Origin of the sequence: Plesiocystis pacifica SIR-1 (assembly GCF_000170895.1) — a bacterium.
Classification (GTDB): domain Bacteria; phylum Myxococcota_A; class Polyangia; order Nannocystales; family Nannocystaceae; genus Plesiocystis; species Plesiocystis pacifica.
This window is the reverse complement of sequence record NZ_ABCS01000060.1, coordinates 47,233-62,480: the sequence shown is the minus strand read 5'-3', so window position 1 is coordinate 62,480 and position 15,248 is coordinate 47,233. Positions and strand designations below refer to the sequence as shown.

6 protein-coding genes are annotated in these 15,248 nt (G+C 61.6%); 2 read left to right on the top strand and 4 right to left on the bottom strand.

All coding sequences use genetic code 11. The features are described 5' to 3' along the window. Positions 1 to 160 precede the first annotated feature (160 nt). Complete coding sequence (locus tag PPSIR1_RS26055) at positions 161 to 1,870, bottom strand: tyrosine-type recombinase/integrase (RefSeq protein WP_045116764.1); 1,710 nt, start codon at positions 1,868 to 1,870, stop codon at positions 161 to 163. A gap of 1,553 nt (positions 1,871 to 3,423) precedes the next feature. Between PPSIR1_RS26055 and PPSIR1_RS26045 the strand changes: the two genes are divergently transcribed. Further along, the gene (locus PPSIR1_RS26045; RefSeq protein WP_006974179.1) at positions 3,424 to 4,041 is read left to right on the top strand and encodes a hypothetical protein; all 618 of its coding nucleotides are present in this window, start codon (positions 3,424 to 3,426) and stop codon (positions 4,039 to 4,041) included. A gap of 30 nt (positions 4,042 to 4,071) precedes the next feature. Here the strand turns inward: PPSIR1_RS26045 and PPSIR1_RS48285 are convergent, their stop codons facing one another. Then, the gene (locus tag PPSIR1_RS48285) at positions 4,072 to 6,873 is read right to left on the bottom strand and encodes a hypothetical protein (RefSeq protein WP_157595993.1); all 2,802 of its coding nucleotides are present in this window, start codon (positions 6,871 to 6,873) and stop codon (positions 4,072 to 4,074) included. Between the two features lie 819 nt (positions 6,874 to 7,692). Here PPSIR1_RS48285 and PPSIR1_RS46560 point away from each other — a divergent pair. Continuing rightward, positions 7,693 to 10,902, top strand: a complete 3,210-nt coding sequence (locus PPSIR1_RS46560; RefSeq protein WP_157595992.1) for a tetratricopeptide repeat protein — start codon at positions 7,693 to 7,695, stop codon at positions 10,900 to 10,902. 258 nt (positions 10,903 to 11,160) lie between these two features. On the opposite strand, the gene PPSIR1_RS46550 is transcribed toward PPSIR1_RS46560, so the two are convergent. Continuing rightward, positions 11,161 to 11,781, bottom strand: a complete 621-nt coding sequence (locus PPSIR1_RS46550) for an N-acetylmuramoyl-L-alanine amidase (protein WP_086001705.1) — start codon at positions 11,779 to 11,781, stop codon at positions 11,161 to 11,163. Next, positions 11,781 to 15,239 carry a hypothetical protein gene (locus PPSIR1_RS48280; RefSeq protein ID WP_157595991.1) on the bottom strand — a complete coding sequence of 1,153 codons (3,459 nt, stop codon included), beginning with the start codon at positions 15,237 to 15,239 and terminating at the stop codon, positions 11,781 to 11,783. The genes PPSIR1_RS46550 and PPSIR1_RS48280 overlap by 1 nt, the downstream gene beginning before the upstream one ends. Positions 15,240 to 15,248 lie beyond the last annotated feature (9 nt).

The window sequence follows — 15,248 nt, the reverse complement described above, 5'->3', positions numbered from 1 at the left end:
AAATTCGCGTGCCGAACTCGGTAGGTTTTTTCGTTGTTTTCGCCCCGCTAGGCCAGTTTCGAGTCCTGTTGCCGGAGCTTTCAGATTTCGCAAGCTAGGCCCCCTTAGACGCTCGTCTACGGGGGTTTAGTATTTCCGGGCGATCCCCCGGATCCCGAATTCATCCAGATTCATCCAGATTCTGAGCCCGCGGCGATCCCGCACGAGCCCCAGAACGCCCCCGAGAGCCCCCCTTCGAGCCTCCTCGGCGGCGCTTCCTCGAGCGCCCCCGAGCCGTCGGCTCATCCAGATCTCCCCCGGCCGTCACCGGCCCCTCGGTCCCCCCGGCCGGCTCCGAGAGCCGGTCGAAGATCCCGGGCGTCAGCTCCGGTGCGTGATGGGCGTAGCGCATCGTCGTCCGCACGTCCGAGTGCCCCAGCTGTCGGGACACCAGCGACAGCGGCACCCCGGCCGCCACCGCGTGGGTGGCGAAGGTGTGCCGCAGCGTGTGCACCCCGACCGAGCGCTCGATGCCCGCTCCGGCCCGCGCGCGGTTCACCGCGTTGAACAGGTCCTTGTGTGACCAGGGCTCTCCGCCCTTGGCCGCCCGCTCCCCGCGATGCGCCGCCTTGTAGCCCTTGGGTTTGCTGAACACGAGCTCCTTGCGACCCAGCCCCGCCAGGCGCTTGCGAAGCACCTCGAGGGCGTCGGCCGGCACCTGCACCGTCCGCTTGCGACCGTACTTGGGCGGCGTCACCTCGCCCTCCTGCGTCCGCTGTCGCCTCACCTGGATCCGCCCGTTGGCAAGATCCACATCGCCGGTCCGCAGCTCCCGGAGCTCGCCCAGCCGCATGCCCGTACGCAGCGCGAGCATGAACAGATCGCGCGTGAGCGGATCGGCGTGCTCGAGCAAGGCTTGGGCCTCGCGCTTGGACAGGTAGTTGTCCACCGTGCCCTTGCGCGGCGGCTGGATGTCCGGGACCCGATCGATGAGCTCCCACCGGTGCGCCACCTTGAGCATGCGCCGCAGCACCGCGAGGTGGTTGGCTATCGTCGAGGCCGACAAGGGCTTGCCCGTCCGCTTGCTCCGCTCTTGGGCCTTCGCGCACACGTACGCGTCGACCTGCCGAGCGCCGATGCGACGCAGCGGCATCTCGCCAAAGTAAGGCGAGAGGTGCTGCTCGATCGTCCCGCGCTTGTTGGACAGCTCGCCGGTCGAGTTCGCACCCCGACGGCCGGCAACGGGCGACTCGCAAAAGGCCATGAAGCGAGGCACGAAGTCCTCGAAGATGACGTCTTCTTCCTGGCGTTTGTCGTCGCTTTGCGCGTGGTCCCGGCGCGGCCGGTCCTCATCCTGGGTTGGGCCCCCTTGGGCCCGCTCGTGTTCGTGAGAAAAGACTGGTTGCTGTGGAGGTTGTGGCTGCTCCTGTTCCGCCGGAGGGGCCGCGCGGAGCTTGGTCTCATGAGCTTCCATGAGCTCGGTGAGAAGCCGCTCCGCCCAGCGCTTGGTCTTGGCCTTGGACTTGTGAGGGGAGGCCCGACGCACACGCACGCGCTTGCCCGCCGAGTCTGTCCAAAACAGATTCGCCTCGAGCCCGCCCGTGCCCTGTGTCCGCGCCTTCACGGTGATTTTCATGGTGCGCTTCGCTTTCTGCGGCGAGGCGCGCTTTCCTGGTTGGGAGTGTCCCACGCCCGACGGCTGGGCGGGGTGGCTTTGTTCCCGTTCACGGATCCAGGCCTCGAGCTCGACGGCGCGGAAGCGCCAGGAGCGATCCATGCGGAAGGCGCCCGGGAGGGCGCCAGAGCGGGCCTGGCGGTACACCGAGTCACGGCTGCGACGTAGGCGCTGGGCTACGTCGTCGGCGGTGAGGAGGTGTGGAGGGGTGGGCACAGCCTGTGATGTCCGCCCTAATAAGGGTCTACATCGCCAGTCTGTGATGGAACTTCATTGTTGAGAACCTTCCCCCGATGGGGTCGCAAGCCCACCCCACTCAAGGAATAGGTTGTTGAGATCAGTGTAGGTGCTAATGGGATACTCGGTCCATCAACTTGCCCTTCGTGCACCCAGATCCTCCCGATCCTTCTTGTTTCTGAAGCTCGATCGACGAGGCTCCAGGCGATGTCGCGGACAAGCTATGACCGCGAAGAGATCGATGAGGTGGAGTGCCCACGCTGCGGCGGATCTCGCTAACGAGGTCTTCGAGGAGATGTGTGCGACTACTGCGGCGGGTCATGCTTTGTGTCCAAGAACAAGCACGAAGCCTTCGACCCCGAGTCTTACGATGAGGTGGATTGTCCACGATGTGCAGGGGGTGGTCAGCAGGGGATGACTGGAGATATCTGTTCTGTATGTGACGGTATGGGGGTAGTGTCTTCCGCAAATTATGATGCGTATACTCGTCACTATGGGTGAACACGCCATCATTTGCCCAGCACTTCGATGATGACCATCGATGCTCCGGCAGCGAGAACAAGGCCACGTAGAGCCTCCAAAGTCCGGCGGATCCAAGGCCGGTTAGCATCGCGACGGAGGTCCCAGGCCGGGGCCAGCTACAGGGTTCAAAAAGGGCTGATCCGGGCAGGCCGGTAAAGACTGCTAGGGTCTCCGACGGGGTGCGACGAAGCGTAATGATGGCGCGGACTTGGCACACATCCCGTTGGAATCGCTTGGGTTTCTCGTGCCGTCTGGTGCCGTGGGGTTCCGCGACGGGGAGCGGGCGGGTGCAGGTTCACAGCACACTGGCAGCACCATGCGACGCGAGCAAGCTGACCAGGAGCTGGCGCAGCAGCAGCGGACGCAGTGTGGAGCCCAAGAAGTGTAGCATCTTGGCCTTGTGCGAGCCTGCTGAGGACCCACAGCCAGCGCTCGATAGGAGGTAACTCTGGCACAGGCCAATGACTGAGGTTAGTGGGAGGTCCAGAGTGGCCGAACTCGAAAAGAAAGACGCCACCAGGGTAGAGTTGACGCCGCTCAAGTGCATAGCGAACAGCCAAGTGTGACTTGCCATAGCCTGGTCCACCGCAGAGGGCTACCAGTTGCGGGCGGGTCTTGTCGTCCAACAACCGGTCGAGTGTGTCGAAGTCAGCGCGACGCCCTTCGAACGGCTTTGCTTCCCATTCCGCGGGGATATTCGTTGCGACGGCAGGCCCAGGTAGATGCTCTCCAACATTGACAACCAATCCGATGCCGTTCTGAACCTCCACCCCACCTATGTCGACGTGCCTGGTCACGGATGCCCACTGGATTGTATCAGCGGGAGTTGGGCGGCACCATATCCTCTCGAGCCTCGGCCGTAGACCTCTGCAAGGCCTCAAAACACCCTTGACGCCTACCCTCCACCCTCGAAAGGGAGATCCTGGTGAAAGCGGCAGGAAGTAGGTTCTCGCCCGCCTAAGTCGACCTGGACCACGACACCAGGTCCGTTCACGACCTTGACTTCACCGATGGTGAAGTTCTTCGCGCGCCAAGAGCGATCGCGGCTTGCACTGCAGGCCATCTACGCGGAGAATACCGGAGTGGCCCAGGAACTCGCCAAGCTCCTCGACGAACATCAGTCGGACCTTACCAAGTTGTCCCAGAGCTTGCTCGATGGCAAGTCTGAAGCCTTCGTCGCCGAACTGACCAAGCTGTTGACAACGATCGCTACGGGCATCCCCGCGCTCGGTGCTCTGGCCAAGCAGGGCGTGGCCAAGGCATTCGCGCTAAGCACCCAAGCTGAGCTAGAGCGGGAGCTCGCGAGGCTCGCCGACGAGGAGCAAAAAAGGGAGTTTGCCGAGCTGGTTGCGGGACCGGTTGAAGAGTTGATCGGTCAAGCTCTCATTCAGTTGGTTCGGGTGCACAACCGCGACACGGACTCCATTGTTCAGGAGTTGGGCGGCCTCCGGGAGGAGTTCCAGGCGTTCAGGACTGACTTCGCGCAGAGGCTTGAGCCTGAGACCGTGGTCGTAGATCAAATCGACGTTGGTGAGGGGGTCGGAGTGATCATCAAACGAGATGCAACTAGCCGGCTCCGTGCGGGGAAAATCAAGGTCAAGAAGGGCACGGGCCTGGTCCTGAGCTAAGTTCGTCCTCGAGCCAAAACCCGGCTCCCCCTATCGACCATCGCGTTGACGTTCGTCGTGCGCGCTCTCGTCCTCACGCCTGGCGAGTTCAGCGTAGTGCTCGGCGAGATCCGAGTGCAGGCTCGCCGTCGCTGGCCAGATCGCACGCAAAGCAGCAGCGGCTGCACGGTGGTGCGCGACAAGGGCCTCCTCCTGAGTCCCCCCCTCATAGGCCCCACGAATGGTGACTCCTCGGTCGTTGACGACTGCGCTCCATAGCTCCTGACGGAGCGCAGGGTATGCTCCCTCTTGCAGAAGCCGACGCACAGCCTCACTCGGCCACAATTCATCCTCACCGACATCGACCCGAGCCAGAAGAACAGCGACTTCGCGGGAGGCTGCCGCCCCTAGCATTGAGGAATGGGCAAGATCAAGAACCCGTGCTGCCCAGTCATAAAGCGTCTGCTCTCGTGTGGCTACGTTTTCGTTGCGCCCTGGATAGCTTCGCCAGTGCCTCAGCACTAGACGAGCGTTGGTAGCCAGTCGTTGGGCCGCGGGTGATACGTCATCGCCAGGCGTCTCTCCTGCGGGCCGATACATGTAGCCAAGCAGACCAACAAAAAAATCGGGCTCCCCCTCAAGAAAGGCGTTGACACGCCGCGGTGTACGTCCCTCGAAGAAGGTAATGAAACGAAATTCTAGATGTAGAAGATCCTGGTCGAACGATGGGTCAACCTCTCCCTCGTTGTCGCGGCGTTCTATCTCAGAGAATATTTCGACAACGTCGTAGCCAATATGCGGGCCATGAGAGCGCTCCTGGGGAGTATGTAGGGAGACCGCCTCAAGGACTTGGATGAGTAGCTCGAGAGGGAGCTGCTTGCATCGGTGGCTCGCTGTGCTGAGTGCCGTGCGGACGTTCTCCGCTTCAAGCAAATTCGTGATCGCACGCCCCCACTGCTGCTCATCGTGGTTTCCAACGGTATCGAGACCCCTCCAGTAGCTCGTCTTTAGAGGCTCCTCGAGCCTATCGACGATATCCCAAATTTGAGGCTCGGGCCAACGAAGTAGGAGCGTATCAAGAACATCTTGCGTACGTCCCTCGCTGCTCCAAGTGTGCACAATTTCGCGTAGCCATGACAAGCCCTGGCCGACAAGATGGCTCCGGGCACGTGCGAAGGGCGCAACAAGAGGTTCCAGACCTACCGGAGGACGCTGCCGAAGTAAGACAGCATCAAAATCATCACTAAATTGACTGCGAGCGATCACCCGACCGAGTTCTCGCATATCGGTATCCCGATCTACGAACAACCTCACAAGACGCGAAAGTTCAGCCACCCCCGAACTCGGCGTGGGTCCAATCAGCCGCATGAAGGCTTCATCCCGCTGATCGTCGAGTCGGACTTGTATGCTCCTATAGTCACTCCGTGAATGGGGTTCCAGCAGGATGTTCTGAGGCCTGAAACGCCAGCCTTCACGCAATACGGGATCAGTGGGCTCTAGGGTCTCAAGAATACGGTGGAGCTGCAGTCGGCGTGTATCGAGCTTTTGGTGAAGAGAAGTAGCGTACAGTCGCACCAATTCACTCCGAATCGTGGAAGAAAGCTCCTCGCGGGCTACATCGTCAAAGTGATCACGATGAGCAATCAGATGGTCGAACACCTCTTCCGCAAGCCCATCGTCGAACCGCTGGTTGACAGGCTCTCTGATCAGTTGCATCCATCGTTCTGGAGCCTGGTCAGCACGTTCCACGGCGAGCACGAGACAACGCACTGCACGGGTGCGCTGGACCTCGTCACTGGCCACCGATCGTGCCGGCAACCGGGTCCGGTATAGAGGCTGCACACTCTCCGGCCGGAAGCCTCCGGAAAGCTGGTGGGTCAATTGTAGCAACAGCTGAAAACCTCGCGCGGGATGCCGCCGAGTCAAGTTAGCGAGTGTTGTCAGCCGCTCCTCTTCATCGACCCCAGTCTGTGGGTCGCCTATATGAAAGACAGATTCAAGGGCTGCAAGCGGACGAGGATGAACACGGGGCGTCGGAGGGTCAGGAGGGTCGAGTTCAGCGAGTCGCATCAGTGCTTCAACGGCCCCTGACATCCACTCCGGTAGCCAGCACAGTAGGCCCAGCGCACGTTGCAGAGGCAAATGAGGAGCCGCACCATGAAGGCCAGGATCGCCTTCCTCCTCGAAGACCCTGGCGATGCCACCATCGGTAGCGAAGCTGGTGTCCAACTGCATTAGAAACACCCGGGGTGAAGCCTCAGCGAGCCACCACAAAGCCTGCTCGAACGAAGCCCAGCGTTTCCAGCTAGGCGTGAGTACCTGCCGGACGATCGAGTCAACCAGTGCGATTACCGTGCCCGCACCACGACGGCGCTCAATAGTCGGAGCATGGTGCCGCAAGCGCAACAACGATTGCGACAATCCCTCCCGCAGCGTCTTTGAATGATTGAGGGTCGGGCCAGCGACAGCAGCCCAGCACCGATCGTTGGGCGGCAAGTCATAGGTCAGATCATTGACCCCTAGGACATCAATAGCAACCGTCTCGAAGTGGCGAAGCATACGTTTAGTTAAGGTCGAGGATAGTAGTGCCCAAGCGTCCTCCGGAGAGGACCAGCAATAACTCGATCCATCTCGGGTAATCGGTGTATCTTCGATATTAGACAGTCGGACGCACAAGCGCTCAAGGTTGTCGGGATCAACACCGAGTTTCCCCACCACTTCGGCATCCCCCTCATGGTTAGGCTCCCAGGCGCCGAGCAACAGCATCACCTCGAGTTCGGCTCGTTGATCGAGTAGGATCCACTTCGGCGGTCGCGCATCTATCGCGCCGAGCAGACGCTGGAGGGGGCGCAAGTGTCCCCTAGACTCGATAGCCGCTCGTTCGGCTTCGCGAAGGCTCAGTCCAGCCGCGGATAGTTCGCAACCCAACTCCTGCCAAGGTAAAGGTCGGTCGAGGGTGAGTCCATCGACCTCAGTTTCACGGTCTCGAGCCACAACAACCCAGTGTGGTCCCGTCCGCGCGTGGACATCAAATTCGGCGAAACTGGGTAGTAGGATGAACGGTTGCGGAGACTCCTGCGCGAGTATCCAACGCCAAGCTTCGGCGCTCTCGACGACCCATGCGCGCGAGACCAGCTCACGCCGCTGATCTTCTGGCGACGAATCGATGGCTGCAGCTGCGAACAGCAGTGCCTCACGTTTGCTCGCAGCTTGGATCGAGAGGGGTCCAGAACAGGGCTGCTGCAACCACTCCAGCAGTCGCTCCCGCTGCGCAGCACGTCCGAGTAGCACGAGTTTAGGTGGTAGCGGCGGTGTGGTCTCACTGGACCAGCATCCTAAGTAAGTGTCCAGCGTAGTCAGTGCGTCATTGGGCCCGCCAGATCCCCCAACGTTGATGACTACCCCGACTCCATCGTGGACCTCGACATTTTCGATGTGTACGTCTTTGGTCATGTGTCCCCGATGCGATACTAGCACCTTATACTTCGGCTACCTAGGGCCCGGTCGAGCCCGCAGCGGCCTGGTTGCGGGCGTCGACGTTGCGCGGCTACGCAGCGCGGACCGGCTTGCACTTCCACCAAGAGCAAGAGGATAGCAGTAGGCCCCAAAAAATCATCCAGGAACTGGGCTTCGCTCGCCTGACTAGTGCTGGTAGAGTTGCGTGGGGTCCGTGTGCCAAGCGACGAGAAACAAGCCTCGACAACGATCCGCATCGGTAGCATCGAGGCCGAGACCGGCATTGTTGTCCAAAGTCCTGGCCCACCTGAGCCCACCGTGCCTACGAACATCCCCGCGGAGTGGGACAAGAAGCGCTTTGAAGGGCGCCAGGTCGACCTCGAGGAGATCGATCGACTGCTCATCAATAAGACTGAGGCTCAACTGGTCGTGCTCTTGGGTGGCCCCGGTTATGGTAAGTCTCACCTCGCCGTTCGCTACGCCCTTGACCGCAAGAACCAATACCCCGGTGGCGTCTACCTCTTCGACCTCGGTCACTCGGGCCCCCCCACCAACCTTGCCCACTGGTCAGCACCTGCTTTGCCTCCCGTTGAACGCTGGGAGTGGGTCTTGGAACGACTCGGAAAACAACCCACTCTCGTCATCTTCGACAATGTCGTTTCTCCAGACTACTACGGCCGATGGGGACCTCGCGTAGGTCAACCCATCCACGTCCTAGCGACCACGACGCTAGACTACACCGGCCCCTGGGCCAGGCATCAGGTCCGTCCGCTCTCGTTCGAAGACGCCGAGGCCGTCGTGCGCAGCGTGTTATGTGACGACGAGTTGTTTGAGGAGGTTGGGAAAGAACTCGTCGAGTCTGCTGGTGGCCTCCCCCTTGAGCTGGTCACTACAGCCGCAGCCATGCGAGTAGCAAGGCGCCGACAGCTTCCTCTTCCAACGTCTCCGCATCGAGACACAGACACTCGCTTCGCGCAAGCCTGGGAACTGCTCGGTCCCGACGGGCAACGAGCACTGCAGCTGGCAGCGATGTTCGAACCGTCTCGTATTCCCGTTTCTCAGTTGTGCAAGTTGTTGGCATCAGCAGATGGAGTGTCTGCATGTATGGACGTGTCCTTGCTCGCAGCCGAGGGACGGATGCACGGGTTACTCTCATCGTTTGTCCGTCGCTTCCACCCTGCTCCTCACGCAGACCAAAAGCCGCATGTCGAGACCTTTCTTGAGGCCGCCAAGCGAGTTAGTGAGTGTCCTGCCGATGTGGAGGCAGTAACAGACTTCAGTAGCTTCCCTGCAGAATCGGCGGCATGGGTCGAGATGGGCCTGGCAGATGACCTCAACGAAGAGTTGGACTGGGTAGGGCGAGCGCTGCAGCAGCTAGGGCAGTTTACTGAGGCCTTGTCTTGGTACGAGCGCGCAGTCGTTGCCAAGCAAGTGGGCGACACAAACGGGCGCATCGATCATGAGTCTCTCGGCTACAGCCTCCACCACGCTGGTTCTTGTCTCTCTGAACTCGGGAACTTCGCGCTCGCCCACCGACGGTTCGAGCGCGCGGCCACTGCAAAAGAGAAGGGAGACGTCCACGGTCGCGTTGACCATGAGTCGCTCGGCAGTAGCCTTCATCAAGCCGGGTATTGCCTTCAACAAGAGGGGTCGGAACACACCCGCCCCATACGGTGGTTTGAGCGGGCTGTCGCTGCAAAGGAGAAAGGGAATGTCCATGGTCGCGTCGACCACTCTTCCCTCGGCATTAGCCTTCACCAGGTCGGATATTGCCTCTCGGAACAGGGCCAGTTCGCGCTCGCCCTACCTTGGTACAAGCGAGCTGTTGCCATGGCAGAAAAGGGGGACGCCTACGGCCGTCTCAAGTACGAGAGCCTTGGTAGCAGCCTCTTGCAAGCCGGTTTTTGTCTGATTCAACAAGGGCAGTTTACGCTCGCATTGCCCTGGCTTGAGCGCGCTGTTTCCGCCATCGAGAAAGGGGACGTCCACGGTCGTATCGATCACTTATTTTTGGGTAAGGCTCTCAACAATGTTGGCGCTTGCCTTGCCGAGCAAGGCAAGTCTGGTATAGCTATGTTTTGGTTCCAGCGAGCTGTCGCCGCAATAGAGAAAGGAGATGTCCACGGTCGCGTCGATCATATTTCTTTAGGGGTGAGTCTCTATCGGGCAGGGAAGTGTCTGACTGACCAGGGGGACTTTACTCTCGCCTTACCCTGGCTCAAGCGCGCGGTCGCCGCAAAAGAAGTGGGAGACATCTACGGCCGCGTCGATCACGGAGCCTTGGGCCTGAGCCTCCATGAGGTAGGGGAATGCCTCTTCGCGCAGGGCAAGTTCGCACTCGCCCAGCCATGGTTCGAGCGAGCAGTCGATGCCAAAGAAAGGGGGGACGTTCACACCCGCGTAGACCATACTAACCTGGGTAGCAGCCTCCATCAGGTTGGATCCTGTCTTTCCCAGCAGGGGAAGCACTCAATCGCCCAGCCATGGTACGAGCGGGCTGTCGCTGCGAAAGAAAAAGGCGATGTTCACGGTCGCGTCAATTTCTCATCGCTTGGTAGCAGTCTCCACCAGGTCGGGAATGGCTTTTTTCTGCAAGGAAAGTTCACAGTCGCCCGCTCTTGGTTTGAACGAGCTGTGGTTGCTACAGAGAAGGGGGATATCATCGGCCGCGTTGATCATGGCGCCTTAGGAGAGCGCCTCCACCAGGTTGGATCCTGTTGGTTTCAGGAGGGGAAGTTCGCACTAGCCCAGCCCCTGTTCGAGCAAGCTGTCGTCTCTATGGAGAAGGGGAACGTTCACAGTCGTGTCAACCACAACGCGCTCGGTGCCAGCCTCCACCTGGTTGGGCATTGTCTCTTTCGCCAAGGGATGTACACGCTAGCCCAGCCCTGGTTCGAGCGCGCTGTCGGTGAATCGGAGAAAGGAGACCATCATGGCCGAGTTGACCACAATTCCATCGGCCTCAACCTTCACTTGATCGGAGACTGCCTTCTTGAGCAAGGGGAGCCCGCGGTTGCCCTTCCTTGGTATGAGCGATCTGTTGTGGCGAAAGAAAAAGGCGACATCAACAGCCGTGTCGATCATGAATCCCTCGGCTGTAGTCTCGATCGGGTTGGGCTATGCCTCGTTGAGACGGGGAAGCTCACACACGCCCAGAAGTGGTTTGAACGCGCCGTGGATGCCAAAGTAAAGGGTAACCTGTACGGTCGTGTCAATCACGATTCTCTCGGCAGCAGCCTACACTTACTTGGTCACAGCCTCGCTGGACAGGGGCAATTTGCCCTCGCCTTGCCTTGGTTTGAACGTGCCGTCTCAGCTGCGGAGAAAGGCGATGTCGAGGGCCGCGTCAACCATGACTCCGTCAACACTGCACGAGCCTCACTCGCGGCGTGCCATCGACAAATCGAACTGGCATCCGGGCAGTGAGGCCAAGCATGCCGGAGTGTGCGGCATCCCGATCTGCCAGGTCCAAGAGTGGCTCGGCCACGGCTCAATCGTCGTGACCATGAGGTACGCGCACCTGGCCCGCGGCCTGGGCGACGAGATGATCCGTCGCCTCGCTCCACAGCCACCTGCAGACCTACAGCACACTGATCACCCACGAAATTCGGACCCCTCCGAATTCCCAACCCTACACCTCTCTAACAACCCAATCCTACACTGACCCCAAGCCCTGCTAAGGGTCTAGGTTCTCCAACTCTTGGGGATCGGCCTGCCATCAGCGATCGCGTAGCTTTCGCCGCCATCATAGAACCCCAGAGTCTCGACGGCCCACTGGCCGACAGAGGACCAGATCTCGGGGCCAGGATCGTTACCCCGCTTGGAAGAGCTCTGTCGATGGGCAAAGACGTGGTGGACTCCCGCACTCCGAAGCTGACGAAGAAGTTTTCGCCCTGTCATGATCTGGGCCGCCGTGAGGACATCGCGACCGTAGTCATCCGGCCGGTACCAACCGCCTTTAATCGAGCGTAGGTTACCTGCGAACTCGATCGCTACCGATCGGCCATTGAAGCCGTCGGAGGCCGAGAGTCGCGCAGATATCGGGTGTAGCTGTGCGATCGTGCCGTCAGGGACGATGATGAAGTGGGCTGTCACCTTCAGATAGCGCTGGAGGTCGTTACCTCGCGAGAATGACATCTGGTGGAGCACCACTGCATCGACCTCACGTGTCCGCTTGCTACGCTTACTCGCTGGCGCTTGAGCAGTCAGATCGACGATCTGGATCCGACTCGAGCGAGCATGAGCCCACAGCGCGGCCACGCCGAAGACCGCAACAGGGGCGAGGCCGATGACGAGTGCGCTCATCACGACCTCTTTGAGAGCTCGATCATGATGCGCCGGGTCTTGGCGTTGATCGGGCCCTTGTAGTTGGCGAGCTTGGCAGCACAAGCTCGGACGTCACTGGGGATCTCCTCGTGGCGCTGGACGACGGCTAGGTGACCAGGAGGCACCTTGAGGAGGACGGAGTGCTTGCCACTTCTGTAGCGGATGACGACCACAGGGCGCTCGTTGTGGGTGGTCGTCATCTCGACCGCGTAGCGGGCATCGGGGCGGAGGCCGAGGCCCTCCGCGATCTGAGAGCGCTTGCGGAACCGAACGACGTCGTGACGGTTGAACTTGAGGCGGCGAGAGTTCGTCTTGCTCGAGGCTGTCGGGCTCGGTTGTGATGAGGCCTTGGCCGCGGTCTTCTTCTTGGCTGCGGTCTTCTTCTTGGCTGCGGTCTTCTTCTTGGCTGCGGTCTTCTTCTTGGCTGCGGTCTTCTTCTTGGCTGCGGTCTTCTTCTTGGCTGCGGTCTTCTTCTTGGCCGCGGTCTTCTTCTTGGCCACGGTCTTCTTCTTGGCCACGGTCTTCTTCTTGGCCGCGGTCTTCTTCTTGGCCGCGGTCTTCTTCTTGGCCGCGGTCTTCTTCTTGGCCACGGTCTTCTTCTTGGCCGCGGTCTTCTTCTTGGCCGCGGTCTTCTTCTTGGCCACGGTCTTCTTCTTGGCCGCGGTCTTCTTCTTGGCCCTCTTATGAGACTCAGTAGTTCCCTTACCGCTCCTCGCTGCTCCCTTTAGCTCAGGCTGCTTGGAGTCAGCTCCCGCGGCCTCATTGGCGCGCTCTTTATCCGTTTGGGGCTTCTTATTCACGCTCTTACCCTTCTTGCTCGCCTTCTTTGCTGCTCGCTCCGCATCTCGCGCAGCCCGTTTTGCCGCCTTTTCCTCCCGCTTCAGCTCCTTCGCCGCCCAGGTGAGGCGCCGCTTCGCCTGGCTCACGGCGGCCTTCTCCGAGCCCGTCGGCTGCCCGTAGCTGGAGACCTTCGCCGTGACCTCGGCGAACTCAGCCTCGAGCTTTGCAACGTCGAGCTCGCCGCCCGTCGATGGATCGAACTGGACCTTGGTCCCGAAGTCGGTCGGGTAGAGGTATCCGAGCCACGGCCCCGCGACACGGTAGCGGACACCCGCGGGCGCTGTGTCGAGGAACTTGCGGATCGTGAAGGTCGCTACGTTGGGGAAGTCCGTGAAGCCCTTCTTGGGATCCCGCTCCGAGGTCGCGGGCATGGTCTTGACATCGCTCCACTCGCTGCTCCCGTTCTTGACGCGGTACTCGAGCGTGTTCGGCCGCCAGGCTCCCCACATCGGTACCCCGTTGCGGAGCAGCGCGATGACGATCGTGTCCTCGAGGCTCCAGCCCTTGGGCAACTCGGGCAGCGGGAGGCCGGACTGGGTGCGCTTGGCGAGGGCCTCGAGCACCTTCTTGCTCTTGACCGGATTTCCGGAGGCCGTCAGCGGACCCACCGCGATGCCCCCGTCCGGCCCGGGCACCCAGTAGACGCTCTTGTTGCCGACGATGCTCGTCCGGTAGTCGTTGAGGGTGATCTTCGCCTTCTTCAGCGCGGGCCGGAGCTTGGCCGCGTTCACGAGCTTGGTCAGCTTGCGCAGGGTCTCGGGTGAGATCGGTCCGCGATAGCGGAGGTACTTCTTGCCGAGCTCGGCCACGAGCTCATCGAAGGACACTCCAATGGGGAAGATCTGGGGGATCAGCTTGGCCCCCTTGGGCAACTTGGGCTCCCGCCACGTCGTCGCTACTTGCCGCCGTCCGTCTTCGAGCTCGACCCAGGGGACACCCACGGAGAGCTCTATCGGCGACAAGGGGTCGTTGTCGCGGAAGACCACCCGCGTCGGCACGAGGGCCTCGAGGGCGCGCTGCTGGTCCTCGAAGTCGGTGATCTTGGGCGGCTTGTCAAGCTTCGAGCTCTGCTTGCGGCTTCGTCGGCGGGCGACGGCGTTGTCGGCCTCGGCCTTGACCTGCTCGATGCCCGCGGCCTTGCCCGGGTAGAACATCGGCGAGTGCTCGGGGTGGCAGAGCATGAACTGCCGCGACGGGCTCTTGAGGCCCTCTTGCGACGGCGGGCAGCTGCCGACGCTCTTGCTCTGGTAGGTCGTGCACAGCGTCAGCGAGTCGTCGTGGACGTGGGTGAAGCAAGACGTGCCTGGGACGTTCTTCCAGCCCGTGACGCGGCCCTTCTTGCGCTCGGCTTCGAAGGCCGCCCAGGCGGTCTTGATCTCCTGGATCTGCTTGGGGAGCTTGCTCTCGGTGGTCTTGGCCATGATCTTTGCTCGCTTGGGATTTCGTGGGCGCTTGGGGGCCTTGGGTTTGCTGGGGGTCTGAGGCTCGAGTTCGCCGGCGGCCTTGTCGACGTCGACCAGGACGGCGGCGATCGCCTCGCCCTCGTCGGCGTAGACCCCCTCGGCAAAGAAGCCGTGGTCCTTGGGCCCGCGAAGCTTCACCTTGGTCTTGCGGCCAGCAGGAGCGACGCCACGGCGAGAGGAGGAGAAGCCCTCGACCCAGTAGACCTTCAGCCGTCGGCTCTCTCGCTCGTAGTTGCTGAGCTTCGGATGCAGCCGCCAATACGCGAGGTTGAACCGTCGCTCGGTGAGCTCGCCCTTACGCTTCGCCTCGCGCACGACCTCGAGCAGCGCGCGGGCGTCGGCTTGGCGGGCGACCTTCCGCGCAGCCTCTCGCTCGGCCCGCTCGCAGTCGTCGGCGTCGGCTTTGGCGTTGAGCTTGTCGAGGCTCAGCACGCCCGTACACAGCCGCGAGGCGTCGTCCCGCTCGGGGAAACGGACGTCGTAGACATCCCCGAGTACCCGCTGCGCGACGTTGGTCTCGATGCGACACAGCTGCGTGTAGACCTGGTCCGCCGGCTTCGACCCGTCGTAGAGCTCCGGCTGCAGGGCCAGGCGCATCCGCTGGTTCCAGTCCTCGAGGCGCGCGAGCACCTCGGCTTGGGCCTTCTTGGCGAGCTCGGGCGTCGCGGGCTCGTTCTTGCCGAGCAGCGCCTCGAAGGCACGCATCTCGTAGCTGCGCCGCGTTTGCCAGGGCGAGTCTCGCACCCGAGCGTCGAGGGTCGCGTCCCGGAACCAGAAGCTCGCTTGCCCCTTGGTCACCGCCTCGAGCTGGCTCTTCCACGTCCGCGCGAACTCGGAGATCGCCTGGACCCGGGGATCCTGGTCGATGCTTCGCAGCACGCCGCCAAACTCCGCGCGCCCGTAGGTCTCCCCGCGCTCGGGCGCTGGCGGCCAGTTGCCGGCCTCGAAGGCGAACTTGCCCCGAACGCGGGCGAGTTCCTCCGTCCCCTCCCCGGGCCGAAGCAAGCGGTGCTTGTTGAGCCACGCACGGAGCTTGGCCCCCTGGCCTTTGCGCTCTGCGTCCTCGAAGGCCGCGCGCAGCTTGGGCCAGTCGGGATGTCGATCACCCGGCTTGATCCCATGCGACTTGGCCAATGCCGCGAT

Excerpts from the sequence above, each read along its gene's own strand:
- PPSIR1_RS46550 (WP_086001705.1), bottom strand. The coding sequence starts at position 11,781 with ATGAGCGCACTCGTCATCGGCCTCGCCCCTGTTGCGGTCTTCGGCGTG.
- PPSIR1_RS26045 (WP_006974179.1), top strand. The coding sequence starts at position 3,424 with ATGGTGAAGTTCTTCGCGCGCCAAGAGCGATCGCGGCTTGCACTGCAG.